The following is a 23,946-nucleotide window of genomic DNA, read 5'->3' on the forward strand; positions in this document are numbered from 1 at the left end:
ACCTATTTCGTTGTAGGATTGACCAGATGTGTGGCCTTTTGGGGCACTGGAGGTTTGGATGAATGTAAAATCACTCCTATCTCAGTCGTAGTGACTTTTGCATCGGGATAAACAGCCAGTGCTATTTTCAAACTTTCCAGAAAGTTTTCTCTGAATTTTCTCAGGCGCGCGTAACTCCGCCCAAATTGAGCATACAGTGCTTTCCATGTAATTTGGCAATCAGCTGGAAGAACGTGTAATCGATAAGCGAGCCAGCAGTATATATCTAATGCTTGACTATTATTTGCTATCGCACGGATTGCGGCTTCTTGTAATGGGACTGGGTGTTTTTTTAATTGTTCAAAAAAACCTTCAGATAATTTAACTGTCTCTAATAATCCACCATTTACATGGTGAGTAAAGAGAGCTGTATCCAAGATATTTTGATTAACAAAGCCAATTTGGTTACCTTTAGTAATTTGGAAAGTCATCCGACAGCGTGAGAGCCTTAATGCCTGCTCACGAACATCTTTCATACTTTTTCCACCAATCGATACGCCTAATTTTTGTAGCCACTCACGTAGACTACGCCCAAGCTCAATTTCTCGACTATTTGTTTTAATAGCTTCTGTCTGGAGATAAAGTAGTATCAGGCGCGCCCTCGACCCGTAGGGTACGCCAATTCTAATTACACCATCTTCTGTGGCAACTGACCCAGGCTCTACCATTAACTTTAAATGTTCAGTTTCTATAAGCCATATCTGATCATCTGGCTGCCTCCTGTGAGGTAATGCTGCCTGACACCAACCACTGAAGAGAAAGCCTACACCTGTCTGTTCGTCAGACATGAAGTCAAAAGCAACTTCCAGCTCTTTCCTATCATCTGTGAAAGCCAATGCACCTTGGCGGCCGTGTTCTTCAAGAAGGCGGTGAATTCTTGCCATGTGTCTTAGATACGTACTTCTTGCTTCAAAGTCTTCGAGGACTTTTGGGGCGCAAAACTATTCGCAAAGATATTTGTATATTTATATTAGTTTGCGCCCCAAAAGTCCCTAGGATGAAATCTGTATGTCATTGAAAAGAAAGGGGTTCGATAATCTTAAGGTGCCCTAAAAGTTCATACTTCGGCCCTAAAAGTTCACATTTAACCTATGTAAAATAGCTACGGACAACGCCCTAAAAGTTCACATACGTCGAGTCTTAACAAGCAAGACGATTCAGCTTTCTATGATGACTTAGGAAAAAGTAAGTGGGTGTGAACTTTTAGGGCGGTAATGAAGTTTCTCTTCAAAACCGACTTTTACCAGGATGTCGTTTAAAAGCCTGATCCTCTTCAACATATGCTTCCAGAACTCGGTAATCGCGATGACGGGAAAATCGTTTGAGCGACATCAGGTCAATGCCATCCTGAGCGCCTGTCGTGATGGCACCCCGACGTAGACTGTGCCCGCTAAAATCGCCCTCAATCCCCGCAGCCTGACAGCGGCGTTTGATGATTGTGGCTATCGAAAAGTCCGAAAGACTTTGCGTGCCGATTTTAGGATCAGGAGCAGTCCCATTTTTTTTCGCTGTTGCAGGCAGCCAAATTCTTGGGAAGGCAGCAGTCGTCTCGTTTGTGCTCTCTGTCTTTGAATCGTTTGACTTGTTTTTTCGTGGTGTCAGTTTTGACTCCCGTAGCCACGTCTCCCACGCACGAACAGGACAATGTCTGGTTATCCCACGGGGAATAACGATTGTGGTGCCCTGATGCTTCTTATCCCCCTTAGAGTAGGGTAGGGTGATCCGCATGCAGTCTTCATCAAGCATGACGTGTTCGAGCTGGATCCCTGCCAGTTCAGAGCGACGAAGCGCTCCACCATAGCCAACCAGCAAAATGGCGCGGTCACGTGTATCCACCAGCGATGTCATAGGGATCTTATCAACGACCTCGCAGAGCATTTCCCAAGTCAAACCTTTTACCCGGCGTTGTGGCGTCTTGCTTGGTGAGCGATGAATTCCGGCCAGCATCTCAGAGACGAGAGCATGTGTCGTAGGTATGGGTAGATGTGCCACATGATGAAGATAGCGCAACGCAGCCCTATAGAGTTCAATAGTTGCTGGCTTGCGTCCGCGCAAAGCCAGATCAGCTAGATAGGTTGCAACATCTTCGCTTCGCGCAGGCAGGGCAGGGAGGTCATGACGTTCAGCAAATGCACACCAGCCACGGATGGCCGAGCGGTAGGCTCGGCGGGTGTTAGCGGCCTTACCGATCTGAACGAATGTGCCTACGGCTGCCTGTGATGTCTCCAGTTGGCCGTCATGTTTGGGAACCTCAGCTTCAGCCAAAGCCGAGAACCAGCGGACAACATTGGCAGGAGCTTGTCCGATAGGTGCAGGTGTCGGGATAGAATTGACCTTGTCCTTGCTCGGAAGGAAAGATGGTCTTTCGTTCTGGTCCGACGAAACAAGCGACGCGACAAACGCTAAGCGTTGTCGATCGATCTCAAGAGCTACTTCGAGATGGTAGCCGCTGGGGAGAGAGGAAAGGGCGCCCTCAAGAAGTTTACGCGCACTGGCTGTGTGTTCGGCGCCGTCGGGCAATTCAGTGTCGGAGAGAGCAGAGCCATCCGGAAGAATGCTGCCGGCGATAAAGACAGGAAGGGGCGGGGAGAAGCGTGCTGTCGAGAGAATGGGACGCAGGACGTCGATCGTAATGTCGGATTGAGCCAAACGCTGCCTGGTGAGGCGGTCTACCTGTTCTAGAACACGCGAGCGTAGAACAGGCCATGATCCGGTCAGGTGTAGAGCATCAAGCATTGCTCGTTATCCTTTTCCCGAAAAACCAGCATAGTAAGCCCCCTCAGCAATATCCTGACGCAGTCGCTGCACCGCGACGAGCGCGTCTGCCGCATCACGAGGTCCATCGTATGCCTGAGCCTATAAGACCACGGTGCCCTAAGATAATAGCAACCTCAACTGAACGGTAACAATGGGGGGCAAGTGGACGGTCCGGTCATCGGCGATGAAGAGAGAAAGCCGTCAGACTGACGCCTAACTGATCTCCAGCAAGTTTTCATCTCTACACACGGCTAAACAGCGATACTATTCGAGGATTAGTTGGAGTGGGGGTTGCGCTCGAATACGTTCTAACAGGCGCTCTTTTAACCGTGGATCAGAGCGGGCGGCCTCTATGAGGTTGTTAAGTGCCGTCCGCACGTCATTCCGCACGTCATTAATAAAGGGAATAAAATTCAGGATTACAGTATCATCACGAGGCGGTGCCTTTTGAGCGGGGATTAGATTACCCTCCCCATGCCCAATCATAATTGATCCAGTCCGACCGTGCCCACCGGGTTCGCCATACAAGCTGAAGGCATGTGCCAAACCACATCTGAGAGTGCGATACATCTGCTCTGGCAAGTCATTGGAGCCATTTCTATAGGTGAACTGGGAATATGCTTCTGGGAAAAATTTATTAATGAAAATCGTGAAATATTCACGGCCTGATTGCCATTTTAATTCTTCTTTTCTTTTGACTTTGACTTTAATCTTGGTAAGGGAAGCAAGATAATCCAAGGATACCGACAGCCCTACAAAATCCCATGCAGTGCCGCGACTGTCTCGTTCAAGTTCATTAAATCGCTCGTGCATATAACTTTTAAATTTTTCGAGTTCATCATTGTTTTCTAAATTCATAATTCCAAGCTTACTATTTTGGTTTTAGAGTAGATAAAATTTCGTGTTTCAGTGGCCAGTGAGGCCGAGTCTGTTTCGGAAACGTCAGTGTAACAGGTTTACGGCCGATATGAGAGTCGAAAGCGGCAGCTTCTGCTGCCTTCTTAACCGAGCGCCTCAGACGCCAGATGCGCAACTGCCCGCTGAGTTTCCGGAGCAATCCCATCTTCGATAAACCAGACTGCGGACAGGCCGCTCCAAGCATGAATCCATCGCAACAGTCTGACAGGCTCAACACCCGTATGTGAGCTGACAAGCCTGATCCTTTGCTCGAACCTTTGTGGAGAAATAGCGTAGGGGCGCTGTGAATCCGCAAGATCGGGATTCAGAAATAGAGCCGCAAAATCAGCGGCCCTTTCCCCATAAAGGCCCTTCGGGTCGATCGCGCGCCAACCTCGCGCCCCAAAATCCAGAACGTTGCCGTGATGGAGGTCTCCGTGCAAGACGAGTTGCTCCTGTGGATCACTTAATAGCGTGTGGGCCTGACGGTCGCAGTCTTTCAACCATTCTGCGTTGTTCGAGGAGAAACCGAGCAAGTCAGCGAACCAGCTTTTCAAAGACCGCATTTCTTCATGCTGTAATCGTGAAGATGAGTGCAGAAGTTCCGCTGTCTCACAAAGATTTCGCGTTGCTTCATTGTCTAAGCCTGCGTAAACGAGGTCGGCGAAAGTGCGACCGCTAATTGCTCTTTCCAGAAGAAGAGCGCCTCAATCATGTTCCATAACTGCGGCAACACCCTGCCCATTCCACAGTGTCATGAGATGATTGCCGCGAAGTTCATCGGGGTCAGAAGTTACTTTCAACATAGCCGGGGAGCCATCGCGGGTGACCGGCACCAAGTAGGAACTTGCTGTCCGAACAGGCGCGCCATCGGCAACTAGATGCCAGCGTGACATATAAACGGTAGCCGCCGAAGCAAGGGCAGTATGGTGCTTGGTACCGGGCATGCTAGGAGCATATAACTCTCATTCGGTGTCCGCTATTGGGAAACGCTTGAACCACGCGCTACGACTGGCATGCGGGCGGAAGGAGCCATCCCCCAACGATCTGGGTAGTCTGTTACGATTTAATTGCTTTTTAGCCTGCGAGGACGGAATTTTTTGCCTTGCGTTCGGCAAGGGATTCCGAGGGGCTGGAAAGCCCGGTGTCCGGCGAGTTATCCGCATATTCCGGAATTTTCCTATTGGCTTTCGGGTCGTATTTCTTACCTCCCACAAAGAGATTTAGTTTGTCGGTGCTAGATGGAGGATGTAATTGGAAAAAAACATAAAAGATGGTGACGCAGAACAACTACTGCCGCGGCAGATCAGGTTGGTTCAGTCCCTCGCTGATTTCCAGATGGCATGCAGTGCCATGGAATTTATATGTGAACTTGACGAAGATCGCCTCGTTACTCGCGTCGAGCGACGGCGCTATCGATGTTTTGAAGACACCGCTGTAATTGCCTATGGGCGCGCCTTCACAAATGCTAATAATTTGCCTTTGCTTAGTTTTAAACAGATCAAGATTAGCCCCAGCTCTGACGAACGTGCTCTGCATGAGCGACTGTTAGAGCGGCGCAACAAGGTCATAGCTCACTCCGATGCTGATCGGCAGCGCATTAGCTTCACAACCGAATGCTTCAGTTTGGAAAACAAGCTGGTAATGATGCCACGTTGGGACTTCGACGATGCGCTGGAATTTTTTGCTGAGCGGGAGGCGTTGGTTGCGTGGTTTGGCACCCTTATGTCGGCGACTAGCAAACGTCTATTTGAACAAGTGCAAAGCATGTCGGAGATACGCTTCGTTCGTGATCATACTTTGATTGTAAGTTCCGGCGCAGAAGAGGGCTAGGAGTCAAAGGTACTATGTATTCGCCTACGGACTAAGATCACTAATTAATCGGGCACAAGGCCAATACGTTACCAAAATCCTAAGCCTAGCGTGAGGAAATGTAATAGATCACAGCGGGGTGTGAGCCACCTCTCGGCAGGAAGAAGTAATGCGGGTGTTGCTCGCCAATATCCCCAGCTACTTTATGATGGTCGTAACGGGGCTGCGTGGCCGGTCGTAAACGAAAGTCCACTTTTGAGACGGGCTCCAAAGAGCTTGAGCGTCCGGCATGAGGCGTAAGCGGAAGTTCTGGGTCTGTTTGCATGGTTTCCGGCGTGTCTGCACGGGCCGGCAACTCTATCATTAATTTCTGCATTTTTATCGCGATTAAGTGGTTTTTGCGTCGACAAAAAAGGCAGTCAGCTGCGGATTATCATTATCTTCTGGTTTTCGACAAATGTCGAAATACCTTAATTATGTTAGTCAATATTCTTATATTTCAGCATGTTAGTGATACCCTTAATTATGGGAAGGTCCCTTATTGATGCGAAAAAAGCCCATAATTAGGAGACAAAACGCGACCGCATGTTTATCAACGCACGGGTCTGCTTCCGCCTACATCTCGGTCGTTTGGACCACAAGATTATTTGTCAAATAGCGGACATCAGCGCTTCAAAGCCTCGTTGTAGAGCTTGTCTGGATTTCACTGATTACACCTATTGAATGATTCCAAGACACAGGCAGTCCCCCCATGGACGTTACGGTGAAAATTTCGGCGATACGGACTTTTGATCGGATCATATGACAAGCACATCCTTATATCCTTGTCATACTGCCCCATAGTATGAAAGGATACTCAAGGGCAGTATATTCGGAGTAAACGTTTCGTGCCGCACACACCAGCTGAGAAAAAGCGCGTTCTGACCCGCGTGCGCCGTGTTCGCGGGCAACTTGATGCGCTGGAACAGGCTTTGGAGAAGGGAACTGATTGCGGTCCAGTGCTGCAACAGGTGGCGGCTATCCGGGGAGCGATCAACGGATTAATGGCCGGTGTTCTCGAAAGCCACCTGCGAGAAGAATTTGTTGAGTGTGCCGGTGATCGTGATGCTGCGAGTAGTTCGATCGAGAATGTGGTGTCACTCGTTCGATCCTATCTACGGTGATGCGTTCGATGCTGGCTGACAAATCATTTGGAGAAAAATCATGAAATCACGAGCCGCAGTTGCTTTCGAGGCGGGTAAGCCCCTTGAGATTGTCGAGATCGACGTAGCGCCTCCTCGTGCGGGTGAAGTACTCGTGCAGATCACGCATACGGGTGTGTGCCACACTGATGCGTTTACCCTGTCAGGGGATGACCCCGAGGGACTGTTCCCAGCCGTTTTGGGTCACGAAGGCGCGGGAATTGTAATCGAGGTCGGAGAAGGGGTCACCAGCGTTGCCCCCGGCGACCATGTCATTCCGCTTTATACGGCTGAATGCGGTGAATGTCTGTTCTGTAAGTCGGGAAAAACCAATCTCTGCATTTCAGTGCGCGCTACACAGGGTAAAGGCGTTATGCCGGATGGTACGACGCGCTTCTCCTACAAAGGTCAGTCGATCCATCATTACATGGGGTGTTCGACGTTCAGCGAATACACGGTTGTTGCCGAGGTTTCTCTGGCAAAAATCAATCCAGCATCCAATCCAGGACATGTCTGCCTGCTGGGGTGTGGTGTTACCACCGGGATCGGTGCGGTACACAACACGGCCAAGGTACAGCCGGGAGATACGGTTGCCGTCTTCGGACTGGGCGGGATCGGTCTAGCGGTGATTCAGGGAGCGCGACAAGCAAAGGCTGGCCGGATTTTCGCTATTGATACCAATCCGGAAAAATTTGAACTTGCCAGGGCGTTCGGCGCCACGGAGTTCCTTAATCCGAAGGACTATGACAAACCGATCCAACAGGTTCTGGTGGAAATGACCGGCTGGGGCATTGATCATACCTTTGAATGTATCGGCAACGTCAATGTCATGCGCGCGGCGCTGGAAGCCGCCCATCGTGGGTGGGGGCAGTCGATCGTCATCGGTGTGGCTGGGGCTGGTCAGGAGATATCAACCCGTCCCTTCCAGCTTGTCACGGGTCGTTCGTGGCGCGGCTCGGCTTTTGGTGGTGTCAAGGGACGCAGCCAACTTCCCGGAATGGTCGAAGACGCCATGCGCGGCGATATCGAGCTTGCGCCTTTCGTAACGCACACCATGCCGCTCGAAGATATCAATACGGCCTTCGATCTGATGCATGAAGGAAAATCCATCCGTTCCGTCATTCATTTCTAAGGTCTGTGTCTCGCGGCGCAACATCATTTCCAACGGTTGGAAATTAAAGGAGAACAATCATGGCAGTTATTTCAGGTGACGGTGTTTTCTCTCACGTTTTTCTCGGGGCGGTGGATACTGCGGTATCTGCGAAATTCTATGATGCCGCGCTTGCGGCTCTGGGCATAAAAAACCTGGGGCCGTTCGGGCATGGGTGGATTCTGTATGGCCGCGAGAAACCAGCGTTCATCATTGCGCGTCCTGGCAACGGTGAAGTGCCCTCAAGCAACGGTGTCACCATCGGTTTTGCGGCAGCGACACCCGCCGAAGTGGATGCTTTTCATGCCGCAGGTCTCGCCAATGGAGGAACCGATGAAGGCGCACCCGGCCCGCGAAGCCATCTACCGGGCGCTTATGCCGCCTATCTCCGGGATCCGGCAGGTAACAAGATATGCAGTTATACCTTCACGGACGGCAATTGACGTGCGCAAAAGGCCGTGAAAGCCATGGAACGCAAAGAAACGCACGCCTCTTTCGGGGGCGTGCAGGAAGTCTGGCGACACAATGCCGTGTCGTTGGGTGTGGAAGCAAACTTCGCGATTTACCTGCCTCCGCAGGCAAAAACTGAAAAGGTTCCTGTTCTTTACTGGCTCTCTGGCCTGACATGCACGGAGCAGAATTTCATTGGCAAGGCTGGCGCGCAACGCGTGGCTGCGGAACTGGGCATCGCCATTGTCGCGCCAGATACCAGTCCACGGGGTGTGGAGGTGGCTGATGACGATGCTTACGATCTTGGACAGGGCGCTGGATTTTACATCAATGCGACGCAGGAACCGTGGGCGGCACATTATCGAATGTATGATTACGTCGTCACGGAACTTCCTGCGCTGATTGAAGCGAATTTTCCGGTTACGCAGCAGCGAGGTATTGCGGGACATTCGATGGGTGGATTTGGCGCCATCATGATCGCGCTGCGTAATCCTGGTCGCTATCGTTCTGTGTCAGCCTTTTCACCCATTGTGGCGCCAACGCAGGTACCATGGGGTGAAAAAGCGTTCAGCGCTTATCTTGGTCCGGATCGTGCCAGTTGGGCGGCCTATGATCCGCTTGAACTTGTGCGGACAGCGACGGAAAGACTGCCTGTCCTGATAGATCAGGGTTTGGCAGATCAATTTCTGAAAGAACAACTCAGGCCACAACTGTTCCAGGCAGCCGCACAGAACGCAGGGCAGGAACTCATTCTGAATCTTCGTCCTGATTACGATCACAGTTATTATTTTATAGCCAGTTTCATTGCAGATCATCTCAGACATTTCGTGAGTAAACTAGGATGAACAGATTGTCAGATTTTTTGGATCCGCGCTTTTCTGGCTTCGGGTGGAGACGAAATCTGTTAGGGGCGTCTTGGAAACTGTGGAATTAACTGGCGGCTTTCTGCATCTTTTGTCCGGAAGCAGACATTCCGTTTGCCCCTCAGAGCCGACATGGAGTGAGTCCTCGGCGTGAAATAAGCCCGACTAAGAACGGGCTTATTTTAACCTAATTAGAGGACTCGTTTTAACCCGAATAAGGGCATTTTCGCGGGGTTGAACGGCGCGAAAACGAGGATTCTCCTAATTGAGGAATTTCGACAAACCTTCCTTTTTCCGTGCGCCCACCTACTTGCAATAAAGGGGAGAAACGGACGTAGATTTTGTGGCAGAAAACCGTTGACTTTGGATATACAGCAAAATTCCTGGGCTGCTGTTTGTCTGAACAACCGCTATAAGCCTCAACATTCTGATTTATACGTCATTGACGTATGTGCTGTTGACGTATAATTTGCCGATAATGTCAAAGCTGCAGACCGTTGTCGAACTGCCTGAATTCATAAAACGGGCAAAAGCCCTGATGTCAGACGACGATCGTATGGCTCTGATTAACATGCTCGCGGCAATGCCAGAGTCTGGGGTTTCTCTGGGCGGCGGCCTGCGAAAGATTCGTTTTGCACGTGAAGGTAGCGGGAAGAGGGGAGGTTACAGAACTCTTTATGTCTTTGGCGGAAGACATATGCCTCTGTTCCTGCTGACTGTTTTTGCCAAAAACGAAAAAGACAATCTAACCCGATCCGAACAGGCCGCTCTAGTAGACTTGAGTAAGACACTGATTGCGAAATATGGAGAACCATCATGAGCACTTATGACAGCATTCTGCAGGGGCTGAATGAGGCTCTCGCATATTCGGAAGCTCAAGCACAAAACAGCATTACCCATAAGGTGCGTGTGCCGTCTGTGGACGTTGCTGCCATCAGAACCCGAACGGGACTGTCCCAGGCGCAGTTCGCCAGGAGCATCGGTGTCGCCAAGGGAACCCTTCTGAACTGGGAACATGGTCGTCGTCAGCCAACCGGACCAGCTCAGGTCTTGCTGGCGATGTTAGATAAGCGTCCATCGTTGGTCAGCGAACTGCTCTCTGCCGCTCGCTGATAAAACTGGGACCCTAGACGCTGATTGAAGCAGCTGCTTCGGGGGGGGGGGCGGGAGGTCCGGTTTCGGGTGAATAAATCGCAAAGATAACCTCTGATTGAGACTATAACCTTTTGAAATCTTCTACTAAAATCGATCAGAGAAACCGAAAAATTTATTGTCAGTTCCGCCCACCGAACTATAGCCCCAGAGACTATAATAAATCATGCTGAATACGTTTGAAATAAAAGACCTTCTGATATACTTCGGCTTCGAGTTTAACGAAGAAAAAACGCATGCCTTTGGTTTCAGTCATTCAACGTTAAGAAACTAAAGGGTGTATCTAAAAGTTGACCGCAAGCGTCTTGCAGACGAGCCCAAGCCAGTAAAGAAGCAGCCGCTTGTCGTTCATCTTGATGTCGGCCAAATTCTTGGTTTTGATGAAACTCGTGTGGGTAAGTCAGAACCCAATCGAGAGTACAAGAACGACAACATGAGTGCATTCCGCATTGGGGCGAGCTCCAAGGCTATGGGCATCGCTGTCAATGTCGAGGACGTTTATGCTCTGAAAGAGCTACTTGTTCTAATGGGCTGGCGGCATCCGCAAAATCAAAATAATGCCGAGCAGGACATTGCTGAAGCCACCGATCTGCCAGAACAGGAGACCGAACGGCAGGCGGTAATCGCTGCACGGCGCGGCCAAGGTATGTTCAGGGCATCATTGGATGAGCATTGGAAGTGCTGTGCGGTCACTGGCTGCGCCACGCGTGCGTTGTTGCGTGCCTCGCATATCCAGCCATGGCGAGATTCGAGCAATATTAACCGGCTCAACCCGTACAATGGTTTGTTGTTGGCCGCGCATCTGGATGCCGCATTTGACCAGGGCCTGATCAGCTTTGCGAACGACGGAAGCATCTTAATAGACGAGTATCGCCTTCCTCGTGAACAAGCGGCTTTGATAGGAATTACCTCAGGGATGAGACTCAGTCATGTAAGTCCAGCACATCATCCGTTTCTGGACAATCACCGCCGATTACATGGATTTGTTTGATGCTTAATACGCTGGCCATTTGAACAACCGGTTTGGAAAAATAACTGAGGGGCTTTGAATAGCCGAAATGCAGGCATTGCTGCCTGTCTGCTTCTGTACCACTGAGTAGATCTGGGGGGAAAGCGGAGTGTCGGGTTTTCGCCAGGAGCCAGCCGAAGCAGACATCTCCGGCAGATCAGGCTCGGTCTCAAAATACAAACACGAAGATGATCATTCGGCCCAGTAGTTCATGTGATGCACATGCACTTTCAGCTCAGGGTTTCGGGGACCTTGGAATAGAGCCGAATAAGGAGATAAGTATTTTGATTCGGGAATATTGAGTTTAGAGCTAGCGTCCTTATCCAGATCAATTGTGCCGTTGAAGCCAGAAATGAGAACAGAGCTGTTTCCATGGCCGCGATACAGTAGGCAGCCTGTTACGCCGAGGTATAATTCCGATCTCGGTTCTATCGTCAACACTTTATTTGCTTCTTTTTCAAGATCTTCAAACGTAAATTGAAAAGTATTATATCCTCCGTCATTACTGGTTTCTTGAGGAAACACTATATCTCCATCTGAATGAAGATGTTTTGCGTAGTTTCGGCAGAGTTCTTTTGGGTTTGGACCAGCTCCTATCACGTATATCCCTGCAATGAATTGTACGTCCTGAGCCAATCCGGACCCTAGGTTCTTGTATACTGGGTGAGCGTTGAATTTAACAACAGAAGCTATTTCATCCGAGTATTTGGATATGGAAGTATCGGTGATTGATACTATCTTCAGCCATGGTCGATTTTGAGAAAATAATGCCTCCCTCGCGATAGCAGTTTGTTCCACAGATGCCACTGCTTGGGTGTGAGCCTCGCCTACCGCACGCCATGCATAGAAGGCACTGAACCCACCTGCAATCGCGGCAATCATAGCGAACACCAGCGATATCGAGGCTATTAAGCGATCGGTTAATGGCACAATAAAAGCATTCGCAAGTTCTCTTATCTGACGCGGGCTATGATCCACGATGAAAATCTAACCCGTCAACAAAAAAAAGTGGTCATCTATGTCGAGCAGAACTGACTGTTAGGCGGCGCGCTCCAAAAGGCCTGTAGATTTCAAATCGATCGAAGTCTGCTTACGGGAGCATGGCGGGGAGTTCTTATGTCTTAGAAGAAGGCGGAAATCGACTGAAGCTGTCTCTCAGAAACCAGTTAAAAGCAGATCGATAGCCTGGGTTATTTCATCCTGATAAAGAGACAATGAAGTCACGCCTTTCTTCAGATCACGTTCAGGTACAGCAGCCATAAACTGCGTCATCATAACGAACGATTGGTCATCTATTGTGAAAACAGGATTCAGTCTCTTTGCTGGCTTGGGTGCCACTTTCTGTGCTAAAAGTGGCACCACGATGCGGGTGCCCAATTCATCAAGTAGATCTGCCTGTACATCTACAACAAAACGCGCTTCACCTCGTCTGGCCAAACGATACACATCAAAACGGGCCATTCAGAAGTTCTTATAATCTGCGAGTGGAAGACCATTCTCTTCGACATATTGTCTGGATGCTTCAAGGGATGAGCGATTCTCTGCGAGCCATTGTTGAGCACGGATTGAAGCGATCGCTGACTTCACCCCCTGCTCGCAGGCCTGCGATATGTTGAGATCAAGCGATTTGGCTTCTTCGAGTAACTGAGACGGCAACGTCACATTAGTCGGACGACGTGTTGGGCTGGCGGAATGCGGGCGAACCATAGCTTTACTCCATGTCCTGGAAACCGAAGTTTAGCACATATTTATGCGCATCTCCATATGCATACTCTTATCCCGACATATGGACACTTTCCAAGAGCTCAAGCAATTCTTTTGACGTCTGACCTGAGCGACACCGGAATGTCTGGGGCTGTCCGCTTAGTTGATGGAGTTTCCATGCGGCATGATAATTAGAATATTTTTTTATCAGTGAGTTATAAATCCATTTAATACGGATAATATTCTATTTAGCCGAGAAAAATTCACTGATTAGTGATAAAAACAGCAAGTGAAATTTGAGAGTTTATCTCTTTAGCGTTTATGTCGACAATGGAGGGGAAAGCGGAATGTCCGCAATGGAATTGAACGAGGTGAACAGCGGACATAATGGCAGCCCTAGAGGAAAGACCAACCCCTTCCATGGTCGTATGTCATCACTTTTCCAGCGGATGTCATCGGAAAATGCGATGTGAATACTGCTGCGGTGTGTTCGGCAGCATAATTCAAAGCCCATTTGCGCGATATGATGGCTATCTGAGGATCTGCATCAAAAACGGCACTCCACTCCGGAATACATACCTGAATGGGGTGATGCATGACATCACCCGTGAAGAGCGCACGCTCCATACCTGATTTCAGCACAATAAATGCGTGATGTGGTGTATGCCCCGGTGTGGGATGAAAGGAAATTCCTTCGAGAACATCCGATCCGTCCACGTCAATCTGATCTGCAAGACCCGCCGAGATAATCGGATCAACGCTATCAATGCGTGTCATGAAACTGGTTTTATTGCGGACGCTATCATGAGCCGGATTGCTGAAAAAATCATATTCGGCTCTAGAAAAGACATATCGGGCATTCGGGAAGGTCGGAACCCAGATGCCATTTTGCAGGCGTGTGTTCCACCCCACGTGATCAACATGCAGATGGGTGAGAAGAACAAAATCGATATCTTCTGGTCGGACGCCAGCGCGCATCAGATTTTCAAGCCACACGGTCTGCAAGTGATCGAAAAACAGAGCAGCAGGTCGAGCCTTGCTATTCCCGGCCCCGTATCCACAAGAATGTTCCGACCGCGATCCTTGATGAGCCAGCTATGAACGCTCAAAAGGACTTTCGTTTCTGAAGCATCCAGCGTTTCAGGTAGATCAGAATAGGCCTGAAGTGCCGTTGCATCATCCCAGCCAGGAAGCAACTGTTCTGGAGTGAGTGCTGCCAGCGTAAGATCCTGCATTTTTAGTATGCGGGCATCCCCTACAGCATACCACTGAAGATCGTTCATAATCCCAAGGCTCTCTTTTCGTTTTTATTTCTCAAAAAACACAGCGCTGTCGTCATGAAGGGAAAAGAGACTTCAATTCTTGCGGGAGTTTGCCTGTTGCATGATTTGACAGGCACCCGAATAGTGGGTCCCATTCTTCAATCCGCAGATCACAAATCAAACCTTCGGATGCAAAGGGATCACCGGCAATCATCGCGTCGATCTCTTGCCGATTGGCGCCTTTCATAATCAGAAAGCCGGAGCGCAATGGGGTCCCTTTCAACGGACCGGACGCCAGCAGGCTGCCTTCCTGAATAAGGCGCCTGAGATACAACACGTGTGCTGCGACATGCTGTCCCCATCCCTCGCCGTCAGGGTGGTCCATGCGCACAAGATAAACAGGCATTTCGAAAGTCTCCACCAGAACTGGACTTGCCAATCACTCGAAGCCTTCAGCATATTCTTCTTTTCCGCTGGATAAATTGTCGATACGAGACATCAGTCACAACTGAGGAGGATGAATGCTTGACCGGTTAACCAGCATGAAGATTTTTATCAAGGTCGTGGAATTGGGGTCCTTTGCTGCGGCCTCCCAGCATCTGACTTTGTCGCCGCAGATGGTCGCCAAGCATATAGAGGCTCTGGAGCATCACCTTGGTGCTCGCCTGTTGCATCGAACGACACGTCGGCAAAGTCTGACCGAAACAGGCCGGCTCTATTGCGAGCAATGTCGGCTTGTTCTGCAGGCTGCTGAACGAGCTGACAGTCTGGCAGCCAATACGCTTGGCACACCGCGCGGCACATTATCTGTTAGTGTTCCCGTCACCTTCGGGCGAACAGTATTGCTGCCATTTGTTCACAACTTTCAGAAAAGATATCCAGAAATTCAAGTCCATTTGTCCCTGTCAGACCAACTGGTTCATCCCACAATGGATGGTCATGAGGCTGTGATCCGAATTGGTGAACTGGAGACTGACCTTGCAGCGGTCAGTCGTCCTCTGACGGCCTATCGTCGGGTCATCTGCGCGGCTCAAAACTATCTAGAAAAACATGGTTTTCCAGGGCAGCCCGATGATCTGATGCGCCACGAGTGTCTCGTGTATGAAAATTCCGGCGGCCCTGTAACAACCTGGCACTTTTCTCAAGGAAGCGTTACGCGGCCTGTCACCGTCTCCGGGCGGATAATCAGTAATGATTCAAGTGTTCTGCATTCTGCAGCACTTGCTGGCGACGGCATTCTGCTGGGATATGAGCAGGCCCTGCTTCCAGATATTAAAAGCAAACGGCTTGTCCAGCTTATGCCGAGGTGGACAGTTCCGGCCAGGCCCATGCACCTGCTTTATAACGCAGGTCCAGTTATGACGCCAAAGCTGCGGGTCTTTGTGACCGAGCTTCAAGAGGCTTTCCAGCCTGAAGCCTCTTTTCGACGGTAGGGTGCCTGACTCCTAAGCTCAGTTGGTAATCAGTTCCTGTTCACCATCCCTGTTCAGTCGGAAGAACAAACAGTTCTGCAACATCCATACGTGCAGGTGATTTCAGAGCAAAAAGGATACTGTCTGCTATGTCCTCGCCCTCGAGAAAGGTCATGGACGCTGCAAGATCATCCATCTGTTTGCGGTAATCAGCATCTGTAATGTGGTCGTAAAGCTCCGATTTTACGGCTCCCGGCTGAATGCAGGTAACGCGGATATTATGCTTTGGTCCGATCTCCATTCTTAGGCCGTCTGAAAACGCTGTCACCGCAGCCTTGGTGGCACAATAAACGGCGAGACCCGTAAAGACCTTCCGGCCTGCAATCGAGGACATGTTAAAAATATGGCCCGAATGCTGTGCGATCATCTGCGGAAGAACGGCTGCCGTTGCATTAAGAACACCCGATATATTTACATCCACCATCTGCTGCCATTCGTCCACTTTCAGGCTGTCAACGCTAGATAGGGGCATTAGGCCCGCATTGTTGACCAGAACATCAATCCTTCCAAATTGGGCAATCAAGCTCTTTGTCGCTTCTTGACACGAGACAAGGTCAGTAACGTCCGTCACCAGAGGAATAGCTCGACCGCCAGCCTTGGTAATCTCACTGACAAGTGCATTCAGGCGATCATGACGACGTGCCGCCAGGCCGACTGTCATTCCTTCTGCTGCAAGTTTGCGCGCTGTTGCCGCACCAATGCCACTGGATGCTCCGGTCACCAGAGCAATTTTTCCTGCAATGTTCATAACCTTCTCCACACAACGAGCCTTCAATCGCCCTTGTTTGTCGAAGGAGGTGTAATTTATGCCAGAAGATATCTCTCTTGGCTTCTTGCTGAAACTATCGCGATTTTGCGCTATAGATAGTCGCGCATGGAAATGAGAGAGTGTAGCAGATGGTTTTGTCCTGCCTTCCTTCTCGGCGTGCTGCCAGTTTGACACTGGAGCAACTTCTCCCCGGGAAGAAAGTCGCGCAAAGTGAAGGGGATGTCTGGAAGGATGTTGACGTCCAGATATTCACTCGCCCGGTACAAGAAGACGAAATTCTTGTACCTGCCGTCGCAGAACCCCTGCTTGTTTGGGTTATCCGCGGAGAAGCAAATATTGAAGAGCGTGAACTGACAGGGCCTTGGGAACAGAGCAAGGCAAGAGCAGGAACATTTTACCTCACGCAGACGGACACACCCTATCTGATGCGGTGGCAGGGCAAGGGAAACACTTGTTTTGAAGTGTTGCATCTCTATCTTGGACTTGAGCTTGTCGATCGAGCTGCCAAGTCATTAAATCTGACTTCATCCCGTATTCGAATGCGGGATGTTTCGGGCGGGGAGGATGCTTTCATATCAGGCATTTTGAGTGGTCTGATAGCTGAAATGCAATCTTCCGTTATTACAAATTCCTTATTTGTAAATGGCCTTCTGGAAAGTCTGACAGTTCATCTTTTAAGACAGTATGCTGATGCCAGAGCTAAGATAAAGCTACGATCCACTCTCTTGCCCACATGGAAACTGCGTAGAGTTCTTGATCATATGGAAGCACATCTGGCTGAGCCATTTGATTTGGATTGTCTTGCTGCTTTGTGCGGCATGAGCCGTTTTCACTTCAGTCGCTCATTCCGTACAACCACGGGACAAACCCCCTCTGGTTGGTTCATGCAGCACCGCGTCCAGAAAGCATCAGAAATGCTTCGTAAGACCAATCTTTCCATTATCGAGATTGCCTTGGGGATCGGATACGACAGTCCAAGTCACTTTGCTCAGGTCTTCCGCAGAGTGACAGGTGTCAGTCCTCGTCACTATAGAAAACTGTAATCACTCTCTGAATAAGGTTTCAGAAAAAACCTTGGTAAAAAAGTTCACCTAAATACAGTCCCATTCCAAAGACAGCATGAGCGCTTATACTGAGAAATAGTCCTTTTCCAGGATTGGGAGCCCTAAGCCCGAAAAAACCGCCGCCCAGAGCAGGTTTCATAAACAGAAAAGGGGCTAAAAGGGTAACAAGTCCGAAGAGTAGACCATTTAGCAGTGTGGGGACTGTCTTTGCTATAACCACCACAAAACTGAGGTACAGTGCGGCATAAACAGCACCAATCAGATAATGAAATGCCCAGCCAACAGTGGCCTCTCCTTTCAGGGAGGGTCTTTTTCCAATCATTGGGTCATAGATCCTGCCGTCACGCCACCCTATGACCCAGCGGCCGGTGACAGACCAGTTGGCTGCAGGAATTCCAGTCAATGGTTTCTGGGCTTGTTGCCAGATATCGGATGCAGCAGTCGCCACGACGCCGACTGTCAGAATTTCGAGCAAATTCATACAGCATGTCCTCGAAGTAAGAGTGTTCGCGCACACTTTCATGTCACTTTTCGAGTTTCATGATATACTGACGAAATCGCACTCTAGCAACACATGAAGTTACATGAGACAAGATAACAGATTATCCTGTGTGCTCCACGTACTCCTGCATATGGCAGAAGCAGGTGGTCCCATGACGTCAGAAGCCCTAGCTCGCGCCCTTAACACCAACCCCGTGGTTGTGCGACGTCTTATGGGCGGTCTGCGTGAGCATGGATATGTGCACTCCGAGAAAGGACATGGCGGGGGGTGGACGCTTTCATGCCAGTTGGATCGGGTAACGCTGCGAGATATTTACGAGGCTCTTGATGCCCCAAGATTATTCGCCATAGGGAACCGGAGTGAAAAGACTGAATGCCTTGTTGAGGAAGCCGTTAACGATGCAATGAGTGGCGTCCTTGCGGATGCTACGGCCCAACTTCTCGCGCGTTTTGGCCAGATTACACTTGCAGCGCTTCATGCCGACTTCCATCAGAGGCTAGCAGCGCGCCATGCTCCGGCCACGCTCTGCAAGTAGACCAAGGACTGATGGCCAGGATTGATGCTGACCTTGTGCCTCCCGGAATTCAGATGTCGCAAACAGTGAGTGGTTTAAGCTACATGACGTGGAGGGTTCGAAAAACCTCTTGGCTCTGAGCTATTTTGTGTGATTCCATTTCTTCGGCGTTGATTGGGGATGGTGGAAGATGAAGCAGACCGGTTTCTTTGATGTTGAAGAGCGGCTGGCGCGTCTGAGCGGGCTGGGGGATCAGCTCGAAGCCTTTTCCCAGACTGTGGATTTTGAGGTGTTCCGCCCTGATCTGGAGAAGGCTGTGGCGTATTCGGATGGAAGTAAAGGGGGTCGTCCTCCATTTGATGCGGTGCTGATGTTCAAGATCCTGGTGATCCAGACGTTGAACAATTTGTCTGATGAACGGACGGAATACCTGATCAACGACCGTCTCTCCTTCATGCGCTTTCTGGGATTGGGGCTGTCGGACCGTGTGCCTGATGCCAAAACGGTGTGGCTGTTTCGCGAGCGTCTGACACAGGCGTGTGCCATTGAAAGACTGTTTGACCGATTTGATGCGACCCTGCGCAACGCCGGCTATCTCCCGATGTCGGGCCAGATCCTGGATGCCACACTTGTGGCCGCTCCAAAGCAGCGCAATACCAACGCTGAGAAAACGGATCTCCGGGCAGGGCGTATCCCCGAAGACTGGCAGGACAAACCCGCAAAGCTGTCCCACAAGGACCGCCATGCACGCTGGACATTAAAGTTCACGAAGGCGAAGCGGCAGGACGATGGGACGATCCCCGCAACGGATCTCGCCATCCCGTTCTTTGGCTACAAATCCCACGTCTCCATCGACCGGAAGTTTCGGTTCATCCGGAAATGGAAGACGACGGATGCCGCCGCCAGTGATGGTGCGCGATTGAGAGAGGGGCTGCTGGATAAAACCAATACGGCCTCAAGCGTTTGGGCTGACACGGCCTATCGCTCAAAAGCCAATGAGGATTCCATGGAAAAGCATGGCTTTGTCTCGAAGGTTCACAGGAAAAAGCCTCATTTCAAGCCCATGCCACGACATATCCAGAGATCGAATGCAGGAAAGTCCGTGATCCGATCCCGCGTCGAGCATGTCTTTGCTGACCAGAAGTCACAGACCGGACTATTCATCCGAACTGTCGGTATCACCCGGGCCACAATGAGGATCGGGCTGGCCAATATCGTCTACAACATGCGCCGCTTCCTCTTCCTCGAAAGGTTGAACGCGAGCGCGTAGTTATCCAGCAGGGAAGGCAGTTCCCGATCTGCTCAAAACGCAGAGCGAATGTTACTTCAAGAACCGTAAATCAAATCGCCAAAAGCTCAAAATCAAGAGCCAGGCGCATCAACCAACGGTTCTTCGATCCCTCCACCTAATTAAGGAATTTCGACAAACCTTGTCGAAAACGAGAAGATAATGTTAATTCGAATGCTGTTTTATCAGTGAGTTATGAATCCATTTAATATGGATAATATTCTATTTGGCCGAGAAAAAACCACTGATTAGTGATAAAAACAGCAAGTGAAATTTGAGCTCTTATTTTATAGCGTTTATGTCGGCGATGGGGCGGGGAGTGGCATGCCTGCTTTAATTCTGTTAAAAAGATCGCGACAGAGCTTCTATGCAGCAATCAGGTCCGATATTGCAACATTTAGAATGCTGTAATCGTGGAGAATTTTCATTCCTGATTGCATATGAAATTCTAACCGGGCACCTCGACCTGACTTTTCCAACAGACTTCTCCAATAACAAACAAATTACAGTAATTCTGTCCTAAGACCGACATGAGGTCCTGCCTCAGCGAGGCGTCGATCCAGAGTGCATAACGTCGCTCCATGATCTGCGCAGACTGCGAGATGTAAAGCATCACCTGCTCGCAGCCCCAAAGTATATTGATCTGAGAAACGAGCTGCCGTTTTGAACTGCTGGGTGGTTACAGGCAGAAGTTCGAAGCTTTCAGCGGAAAGGCGGGTGAATAGGGCTAAAGCATTTGCACGATCGGTCACTGTGATCTGTGCTGTCCGTAGCTTGATTGAAAGTGCTGAAGAGAATTCAGTAGCAACCCAGTCACTGATAAACAAATCTTGTGGAGCTTGTCTGGCAAGCCACGACTGCATCCGCTCTGTCTCGGCTTCGTTGGTCAGCGCCGCAACCAGCACGGATGTGTCGATATAGACGTTCAATATCGTGCCTCGTCGCGCATATCCCGCATCATATCTCTTGCTGGTACTGTCTGGGGTGTCATGTTTGCCGTTAGAGCGCGTAAAGCATTCAAGTTTATAGGTCTACGCTCGCGTGTAATCTTGTTGATCTGTGCAATAACCTTTCCTCGACGCATAATGCGAACAGGCTCGCCCTGCATTGCCTGATCAATCAGGCGACTGAGGTGGGCTTTTGCATCTACCAAATTCACAGTCTGCATATCACACTCCTGACTACTAAACTGGTCACTTTATAGCATGAACATTCTTTTCAGTGTATCAAAATTCAGCCGAGATCAGCCGACTTACCGAGTGAATGTCCTCTTACAAAGAATTCTGTTGAAAAAAGTCGTTTACTGTGAGGAGAATCTGGCGCCATTTGGGCCCTTAATTGCAGTCAATCTAATTTGAGCCTCTGTTTGAGGCGAATGAACCACTCACGGCAGACAATTATATGGTCTGGCTTGCACCCCAAGGTGAGAATACGGGGCGACGGATCGTCACCGCACCGTTTGGCTTGTAGCCTCTTGTGTCTATTTATCATCAATCAGTGGATTTTTATCATTATCTTCTGCATTTTTATCGCGATTAAGTGGTTTTTTCGGCGACAAAAACGGCAGTCAGCGACGGATTATCATTATCTTCTGGCTTTCGACAAACCTCCCTTTTTCCGGGAGCCCACCTACTTGCGATAAATGGTATTAACGCAAGTAGGTATGGGGAAGGGGGCTGTTTTTCATAAAAATACGTAGTTTGAAGCTATAGGTTATATAGAGTAAATCGATCTTATGGTTGGTGTTATATCAGTGGTGCCCTCGCTCCAAGCGAATCGTTGTTGTTGTGGACAACGACAACATCCTAAATTATAATCCTTTCCATGACGAAAGCCCGTTCCATCATGAAAGAGAAAATCACCCTTTCAGAACGGGTGTTTATCGAATTGGTGGTCTGGGAGGTTCCTTCTCCCTTGAGAGGCAGTTTGCACCACTACAAGTATCGTCTGGCTCTGATATCGGATGGCAAATGCGTTCTGCGATATGACAATGAGTCAGGAAAAGGAGACCATAAGCACATAGGAGCCGTAGAAGTTTCTTACACATTTCAAGATTTGCAGACCTTAAAAGATGATTTTTTGGAGGATGTGAGAGAATGGTTGAAATGAAAGACGTTCTGCGTAGCCAGAAGAAGAAAGAAATTCTTCTGATTGGTTTCGATGATTTGGATGAAGTGGGCAAACGACTGGCTGCAGCGTTTGAAGGTAAAAAACAGGAGCCCCGTCATACATTCATAACGCTTGATCTCATGTGGAGAACACTGACACCACGTCGTCAGGAGTTGTTGCAGGTGATGTCAGGCCGAAAGCCCATGTCGATAAGAGGTCTGAGTAAGCTCATTGGACGGGACGTGAAAGCTACTCATGGTGATATTCAAGTCTTGTTGGCAGCAGGTCTGCTTGAAAAAATCGGAGATAAAGTCGTATTCCCTTACGATGGATTCCATGTGGACTATGAATTGAAAGCCGTAGCTTAAATTATAAGGATTGATGAGGTTTAGGATGTCTTATGACTTGTCATGGAGCGAAAAAAGACTTCTCGTATGGAATATTCCTGCCGTTATCAGTGCTCTGATTGCAGCATGGTGTGTATTTACCAGCGATCTGGAATGGTCTTTGGTGTGGGAATGGCCGCTGCAGGTTGCGATGTGCGTCATGAGCATCAGCATGATGCTGTTTATGGTCGATTTGGATGGTGACACACCAATCCTCGACCGATTGAGGTTGGTCTGTACTCACCGCATTTATGCTCCCTTTTTTGGAAGCATTTCATTCGCATGGTTGTGGAATGTGTTTGCGCAAGGCTTTGCTTTCTGGAAGATCCAAACCACGTTTACCCCGCCGGTCATCGGCCAGATCACCAGTCTGGATTCAAAATTTCTGCATGACCCAGTATGGGGCGATCTGAGCTGGTGGGCGTCTGATGCCTTCATGAAATCCCCTATTTACGCAGTTTTCGGGATTTTGGCGCTACATGTGGGCTATAGGCTGTATAATTATCAGAGATAGTCTCACAATGGTCTCTGATCAGGACGGTCCCTGTCGTTTTCCATGGGAACGACAGGGACGCAGCCTTTATTAATTTGCCTTTACAAACGGAAAGGCACAAACAGATGGGGAGTGTCTGAAATTCTGTGTATCTGACCTGGTCCATGGGTTTTCAGATACTCAAGCGGCGAAACGCTCGCCGAACATTATGGCGAACTGGTTGCGGGCCGTAAACCATTCCCGCACATTCCGGCCGTCTTTCTCGAAGCTGCGGATCGCCAGGTAGATCCGCTTTGTTGCGGCATCGTCAGTCGGGAACGAACCGCGCGTCTTGATCGATTTGCGGATCACCCGGTTCAGGCTCTCGATGGCGTTGGTAGTGTATATGATCTTGCGGATCGCCGGATCGAAGGCAAAAAACGGGATCACCTCGGTCCATGCCCGGCGCCATGCCGGGGTGATTGACGCGTATTTCCCGACCCATTTCTCCTCGAACCCATCGAGTTCTGCGGCTGCCATGTCAGCGGTCGCGGCCCCGTAGATCCGGCGCAGGTCAGCAGCCACGGCCTTGCGATCCTTCCATGAGCAGAAGTTCAGGCTGTGGCGGACCAGGTGGACAATGCAGGTCTGAACCATCGCTTCGGGAAAGGCGGCGGTAATGGCCTCGGGGAAGCCTTTCAACCCGTCCACGACCGCGATCAGGAGATCATGGACACCCCGGTTCTTCAACTCGTTCATCACGGAAAGCCAGAATTTGGCGCCTTCATTCTCGGCGATCCAGAGCCCCAGAACCTCGCGCACCCCCTCGCGGGTGATACCGAGGGCAACGTAAACGGCCTTGTTTTTAACGGTCCGGCTGTCCGCATCGCGGATTTTGACCCGAAGGGCGTCGAAGATCACGATGGGGTACATCCGATCCAACGCCCGGCCTTGCCATTCCCGGACCTCGTCCAGAACGGCATCAGTGACGCGGCTGATCAGGTCGGGAGTGAATTGCCCCGGGTTTTGTGGAGACAGAACGACCCGAGAGGTAAGAAGAATTCATGAGCAACAAATCGAAGCGTTTTCCGCCT

29 protein-coding genes and 2 pseudogenes are annotated in these 23,946 nt (G+C 49.9%); 15 read left to right on the top strand and 16 right to left on the bottom strand.

Going from position 1 to position 23,946, the window contains the following annotated elements:
- Positions 1 to 2 precede the first annotated feature (2 nt).
- From FKW19_RS12030 to FKW19_RS12045, 4 genes and pseudogenes are all read right to left on the bottom strand, one after another.
- The gene (locus FKW19_RS12030; protein ID WP_099540574.1) at positions 3 to 923 is read right to left on the bottom strand and encodes a replication protein RepA; all 921 of its coding nucleotides are present in this window, start codon (positions 921 to 923) and stop codon (positions 3 to 5) included.
- Positions 924 to 1,266: 343 nt separating this feature from the next.
- Entirely contained in the window at positions 1,267 to 2,775 is a 1,509-nt protein-coding gene (locus tag FKW19_RS12035) for a tyrosine-type recombinase/integrase (protein ID WP_116100394.1), read from the bottom strand.
- A 285-nt stretch (positions 2,776 to 3,060) separates the two neighbouring features.
- Positions 3,061 to 3,654: a hypothetical protein gene (locus FKW19_RS12040; protein WP_116100393.1), complete on the bottom strand. Its 594-nt coding sequence runs from the start codon at positions 3,652 to 3,654 to the stop codon at positions 3,061 to 3,063.
- A gap of 143 nt (positions 3,655 to 3,797) precedes the next feature.
- A pseudogene (locus FKW19_RS12045) lies at positions 3,798 to 4,640 on the bottom strand (aminoglycoside phosphotransferase family protein).
- A gap of 307 nt (positions 4,641 to 4,947) precedes the next feature.
- On the opposite strand from FKW19_RS12045, the gene FKW19_RS12050 reads away from it, so the two are divergent.
- On the top strand, positions 4,948 to 5,526 hold the full coding sequence (locus FKW19_RS12050; RefSeq protein WP_116100392.1) for a hypothetical protein: 579 nt from the start codon (positions 4,948 to 4,950) through the stop codon (positions 5,524 to 5,526).
- A gap of 85 nt (positions 5,527 to 5,611) precedes the next feature.
- On the opposite strand, the gene FKW19_RS12055 is transcribed toward FKW19_RS12050, so the two are convergent.
- A complete protein-coding gene (locus FKW19_RS12055) occupies positions 5,612 to 5,869 on the bottom strand; it encodes a hypothetical protein (RefSeq protein WP_143225527.1) in 258 nt (85 codons plus the stop codon).
- A 523-nt stretch (positions 5,870 to 6,392) separates the two neighbouring features.
- Between FKW19_RS12055 and frmR the strand changes: the two genes are divergently transcribed.
- From frmR to FKW19_RS12090, 7 genes are all read left to right on the top strand, one after another.
- Positions 6,393 to 6,668 (top strand): formaldehyde-responsive transcriptional repressor FrmR, encoded by a 276-nt coding sequence (gene frmR, locus FKW19_RS12060; RefSeq protein ID WP_116100391.1) that lies wholly within the window; start codon positions 6,393 to 6,395, stop codon positions 6,666 to 6,668.
- A gap of 40 nt (positions 6,669 to 6,708) precedes the next feature.
- Positions 6,709 to 7,818 (top strand): S-(hydroxymethyl)glutathione dehydrogenase/class III alcohol dehydrogenase, encoded by a 1,110-nt coding sequence (locus tag FKW19_RS12065; RefSeq protein ID WP_116100390.1) that lies wholly within the window; start codon positions 6,709 to 6,711, stop codon positions 7,816 to 7,818.
- Between the two features lie 59 nt (positions 7,819 to 7,877).
- Entirely contained in the window at positions 7,878 to 8,279 is a 402-nt protein-coding gene (locus FKW19_RS12070) for a VOC family protein (RefSeq protein ID WP_075595236.1), read from the top strand.
- Between the two features lie 24 nt (positions 8,280 to 8,303).
- Entirely contained in the window at positions 8,304 to 9,131 is an 828-nt protein-coding gene (gene fghA / locus FKW19_RS12075) for an S-formylglutathione hydrolase (protein WP_116100389.1), read from the top strand.
- A 496-nt stretch (positions 9,132 to 9,627) separates the two neighbouring features.
- Entirely contained in the window at positions 9,628 to 9,969 is a 342-nt protein-coding gene (locus tag FKW19_RS12080) for a type II toxin-antitoxin system RelE/ParE family toxin (RefSeq protein ID WP_086642061.1), read from the top strand.
- Positions 9,966 to 10,262 carry a DNA-binding transcriptional regulator gene (locus tag FKW19_RS12085; RefSeq protein WP_035379786.1) on the top strand — a complete coding sequence of 99 codons (297 nt, stop codon included), beginning with the start codon at positions 9,966 to 9,968 and terminating at the stop codon, positions 10,260 to 10,262. The genes FKW19_RS12080 and FKW19_RS12085 overlap by 4 nt, the downstream gene beginning before the upstream one ends.
- Positions 10,263 to 10,578: 316 nt before the next feature.
- A complete protein-coding gene (locus FKW19_RS12090) occupies positions 10,579 to 11,292 on the top strand; it encodes an HNH endonuclease (protein ID WP_099540569.1) in 714 nt (237 codons plus the stop codon).
- 210 nt (positions 11,293 to 11,502) lie between these two features.
- Here FKW19_RS12090 and FKW19_RS12095 read toward each other — a convergent pair whose 3' ends face one another.
- From FKW19_RS12095 to FKW19_RS12115, 6 genes are all read right to left on the bottom strand, one after another.
- On the bottom strand, positions 11,503 to 12,288 hold the full coding sequence (locus FKW19_RS12095; protein WP_238331202.1) for a hypothetical protein: 786 nt from the start codon (positions 12,286 to 12,288) through the stop codon (positions 11,503 to 11,505).
- A gap of 177 nt (positions 12,289 to 12,465) precedes the next feature.
- Positions 12,466 to 12,771, bottom strand: coding sequence for a CcdB family protein (locus tag FKW19_RS12100; RefSeq protein WP_099540568.1), 306 nt, complete (start codon positions 12,769 to 12,771; stop codon positions 12,466 to 12,468).
- Positions 12,772 to 13,017 (bottom strand): type II toxin-antitoxin system CcdA family antitoxin, encoded by a 246-nt coding sequence (locus FKW19_RS12105; protein ID WP_099540567.1) that lies wholly within the window; start codon positions 13,015 to 13,017, stop codon positions 12,772 to 12,774.
- Positions 13,018 to 13,410: 393 nt separating this feature from the next.
- The gene (locus FKW19_RS12110; RefSeq protein ID WP_238331201.1) at positions 13,411 to 13,992 is read right to left on the bottom strand and encodes an MBL fold metallo-hydrolase; all 582 of its coding nucleotides are present in this window, start codon (positions 13,990 to 13,992) and stop codon (positions 13,411 to 13,413) included.
- Complete coding sequence (locus FKW19_RS15775) at positions 13,992 to 14,297, bottom strand: hypothetical protein (RefSeq protein ID WP_238331200.1); 306 nt, start codon at positions 14,295 to 14,297, stop codon at positions 13,992 to 13,994. Before FKW19_RS15775 ends, FKW19_RS12110 begins: the two co-directional genes overlap by 1 nt.
- A 52-nt stretch (positions 14,298 to 14,349) precedes the next feature.
- On the bottom strand, positions 14,350 to 14,682 hold the full coding sequence (locus FKW19_RS12115; protein ID WP_003626994.1) for a YciI family protein: 333 nt from the start codon (positions 14,680 to 14,682) through the stop codon (positions 14,350 to 14,352).
- Between the two features lie 115 nt (positions 14,683 to 14,797).
- On the opposite strand from FKW19_RS12115, the gene FKW19_RS12120 reads away from it, so the two are divergent.
- The gene (locus FKW19_RS12120) at positions 14,798 to 15,709 is read left to right on the top strand and encodes a LysR family transcriptional regulator (RefSeq protein WP_116100388.1); all 912 of its coding nucleotides are present in this window, start codon (positions 14,798 to 14,800) and stop codon (positions 15,707 to 15,709) included.
- Between the two features lie 40 nt (positions 15,710 to 15,749).
- On the opposite strand, the gene FKW19_RS12125 is transcribed toward FKW19_RS12120, so the two are convergent.
- Complete coding sequence (locus tag FKW19_RS12125) at positions 15,750 to 16,496, bottom strand: SDR family oxidoreductase (protein WP_116100387.1); 747 nt, start codon at positions 16,494 to 16,496, stop codon at positions 15,750 to 15,752.
- Between the two features lie 149 nt (positions 16,497 to 16,645).
- On the opposite strand from FKW19_RS12125, the gene FKW19_RS12130 reads away from it, so the two are divergent.
- Positions 16,646 to 17,560, top strand: a complete 915-nt coding sequence (locus tag FKW19_RS12130) for a helix-turn-helix domain-containing protein (RefSeq protein ID WP_116100386.1) — start codon at positions 16,646 to 16,648, stop codon at positions 17,558 to 17,560.
- Positions 17,561 to 17,579: 19 nt separating this feature from the next.
- Here FKW19_RS12130 and FKW19_RS12135 read toward each other — a convergent pair whose 3' ends face one another.
- Positions 17,580 to 18,062 (bottom strand): DUF2938 family protein, encoded by a 483-nt coding sequence (locus tag FKW19_RS12135; protein WP_003618947.1) that lies wholly within the window; start codon positions 18,060 to 18,062, stop codon positions 17,580 to 17,582.
- 103 nt (positions 18,063 to 18,165) lie between these two features.
- Between FKW19_RS12135 and FKW19_RS12140 the strand changes: the two genes are divergently transcribed.
- Entirely contained in the window at positions 18,166 to 18,618 is a 453-nt protein-coding gene (locus FKW19_RS12140; RefSeq protein ID WP_099540562.1) for an Rrf2 family transcriptional regulator, read from the top strand.
- A gap of 169 nt (positions 18,619 to 18,787) precedes the next feature.
- Entirely contained in the window at positions 18,788 to 19,867 is a 1,080-nt protein-coding gene (locus tag FKW19_RS12145) for an IS5 family transposase (protein ID WP_116100385.1), read from the top strand.
- Between the two features lie 521 nt (positions 19,868 to 20,388).
- Here FKW19_RS12145 and FKW19_RS12150 read toward each other — a convergent pair.
- Both FKW19_RS12150 and FKW19_RS12155 read right to left on the bottom strand, forming a co-directional pair.
- Positions 20,389 to 20,814, bottom strand: coding sequence for a type II toxin-antitoxin system VapC family toxin (locus FKW19_RS12150; RefSeq protein ID WP_116100384.1), 426 nt, complete (start codon positions 20,812 to 20,814; stop codon positions 20,389 to 20,391).
- Positions 20,811 to 21,053, bottom strand: a complete 243-nt coding sequence (locus tag FKW19_RS12155) for a type II toxin-antitoxin system Phd/YefM family antitoxin (protein WP_063355034.1) — start codon at positions 21,051 to 21,053, stop codon at positions 20,811 to 20,813. Before FKW19_RS12155 ends, FKW19_RS12150 begins: the two co-directional genes overlap by 4 nt.
- A gap of 677 nt (positions 21,054 to 21,730) precedes the next feature.
- Between FKW19_RS12155 and FKW19_RS12160 the strand changes: the two genes are divergently transcribed.
- The 3 genes from FKW19_RS12160 to FKW19_RS12170 are packed head-to-tail and all read left to right on the top strand — an operon-like array spanning position 21,731 to position 22,894.
- Positions 21,731 to 21,994 (top strand): DUF6516 family protein, encoded by a 264-nt coding sequence (locus FKW19_RS12160; RefSeq protein WP_231862534.1) that lies wholly within the window; start codon positions 21,731 to 21,733, stop codon positions 21,992 to 21,994.
- On the top strand, positions 21,982 to 22,362 hold the full coding sequence (locus FKW19_RS12165) for a transcriptional regulator (RefSeq protein WP_116100383.1): 381 nt from the start codon (positions 21,982 to 21,984) through the stop codon (positions 22,360 to 22,362). Before FKW19_RS12160 ends, FKW19_RS12165 begins: the two co-directional genes overlap by 13 nt.
- A gap of 25 nt (positions 22,363 to 22,387) precedes the next feature.
- Positions 22,388 to 22,894 carry a hypothetical protein gene (locus FKW19_RS12170; protein WP_116100382.1) on the top strand — a complete coding sequence of 169 codons (507 nt, stop codon included), beginning with the start codon at positions 22,388 to 22,390 and terminating at the stop codon, positions 22,892 to 22,894.
- A 159-nt stretch (positions 22,895 to 23,053) separates the two neighbouring features.
- Here the strand turns inward: FKW19_RS12170 and FKW19_RS12175 are convergent.
- A pseudogene (locus tag FKW19_RS12175) lies at positions 23,054 to 23,869 on the bottom strand (IS256 family transposase); the annotation flags it as partial.
- Positions 23,870 to 23,946: the final 77 nt, after the last annotated feature.

Source organism: Acetobacter sp. DmW_125128, assembly GCF_008704325.1.
GTDB classification, from domain to species: domain Bacteria; phylum Pseudomonadota; class Alphaproteobacteria; order Acetobacterales; family Acetobacteraceae; genus Acetobacter; species Acetobacter oryzifermentans.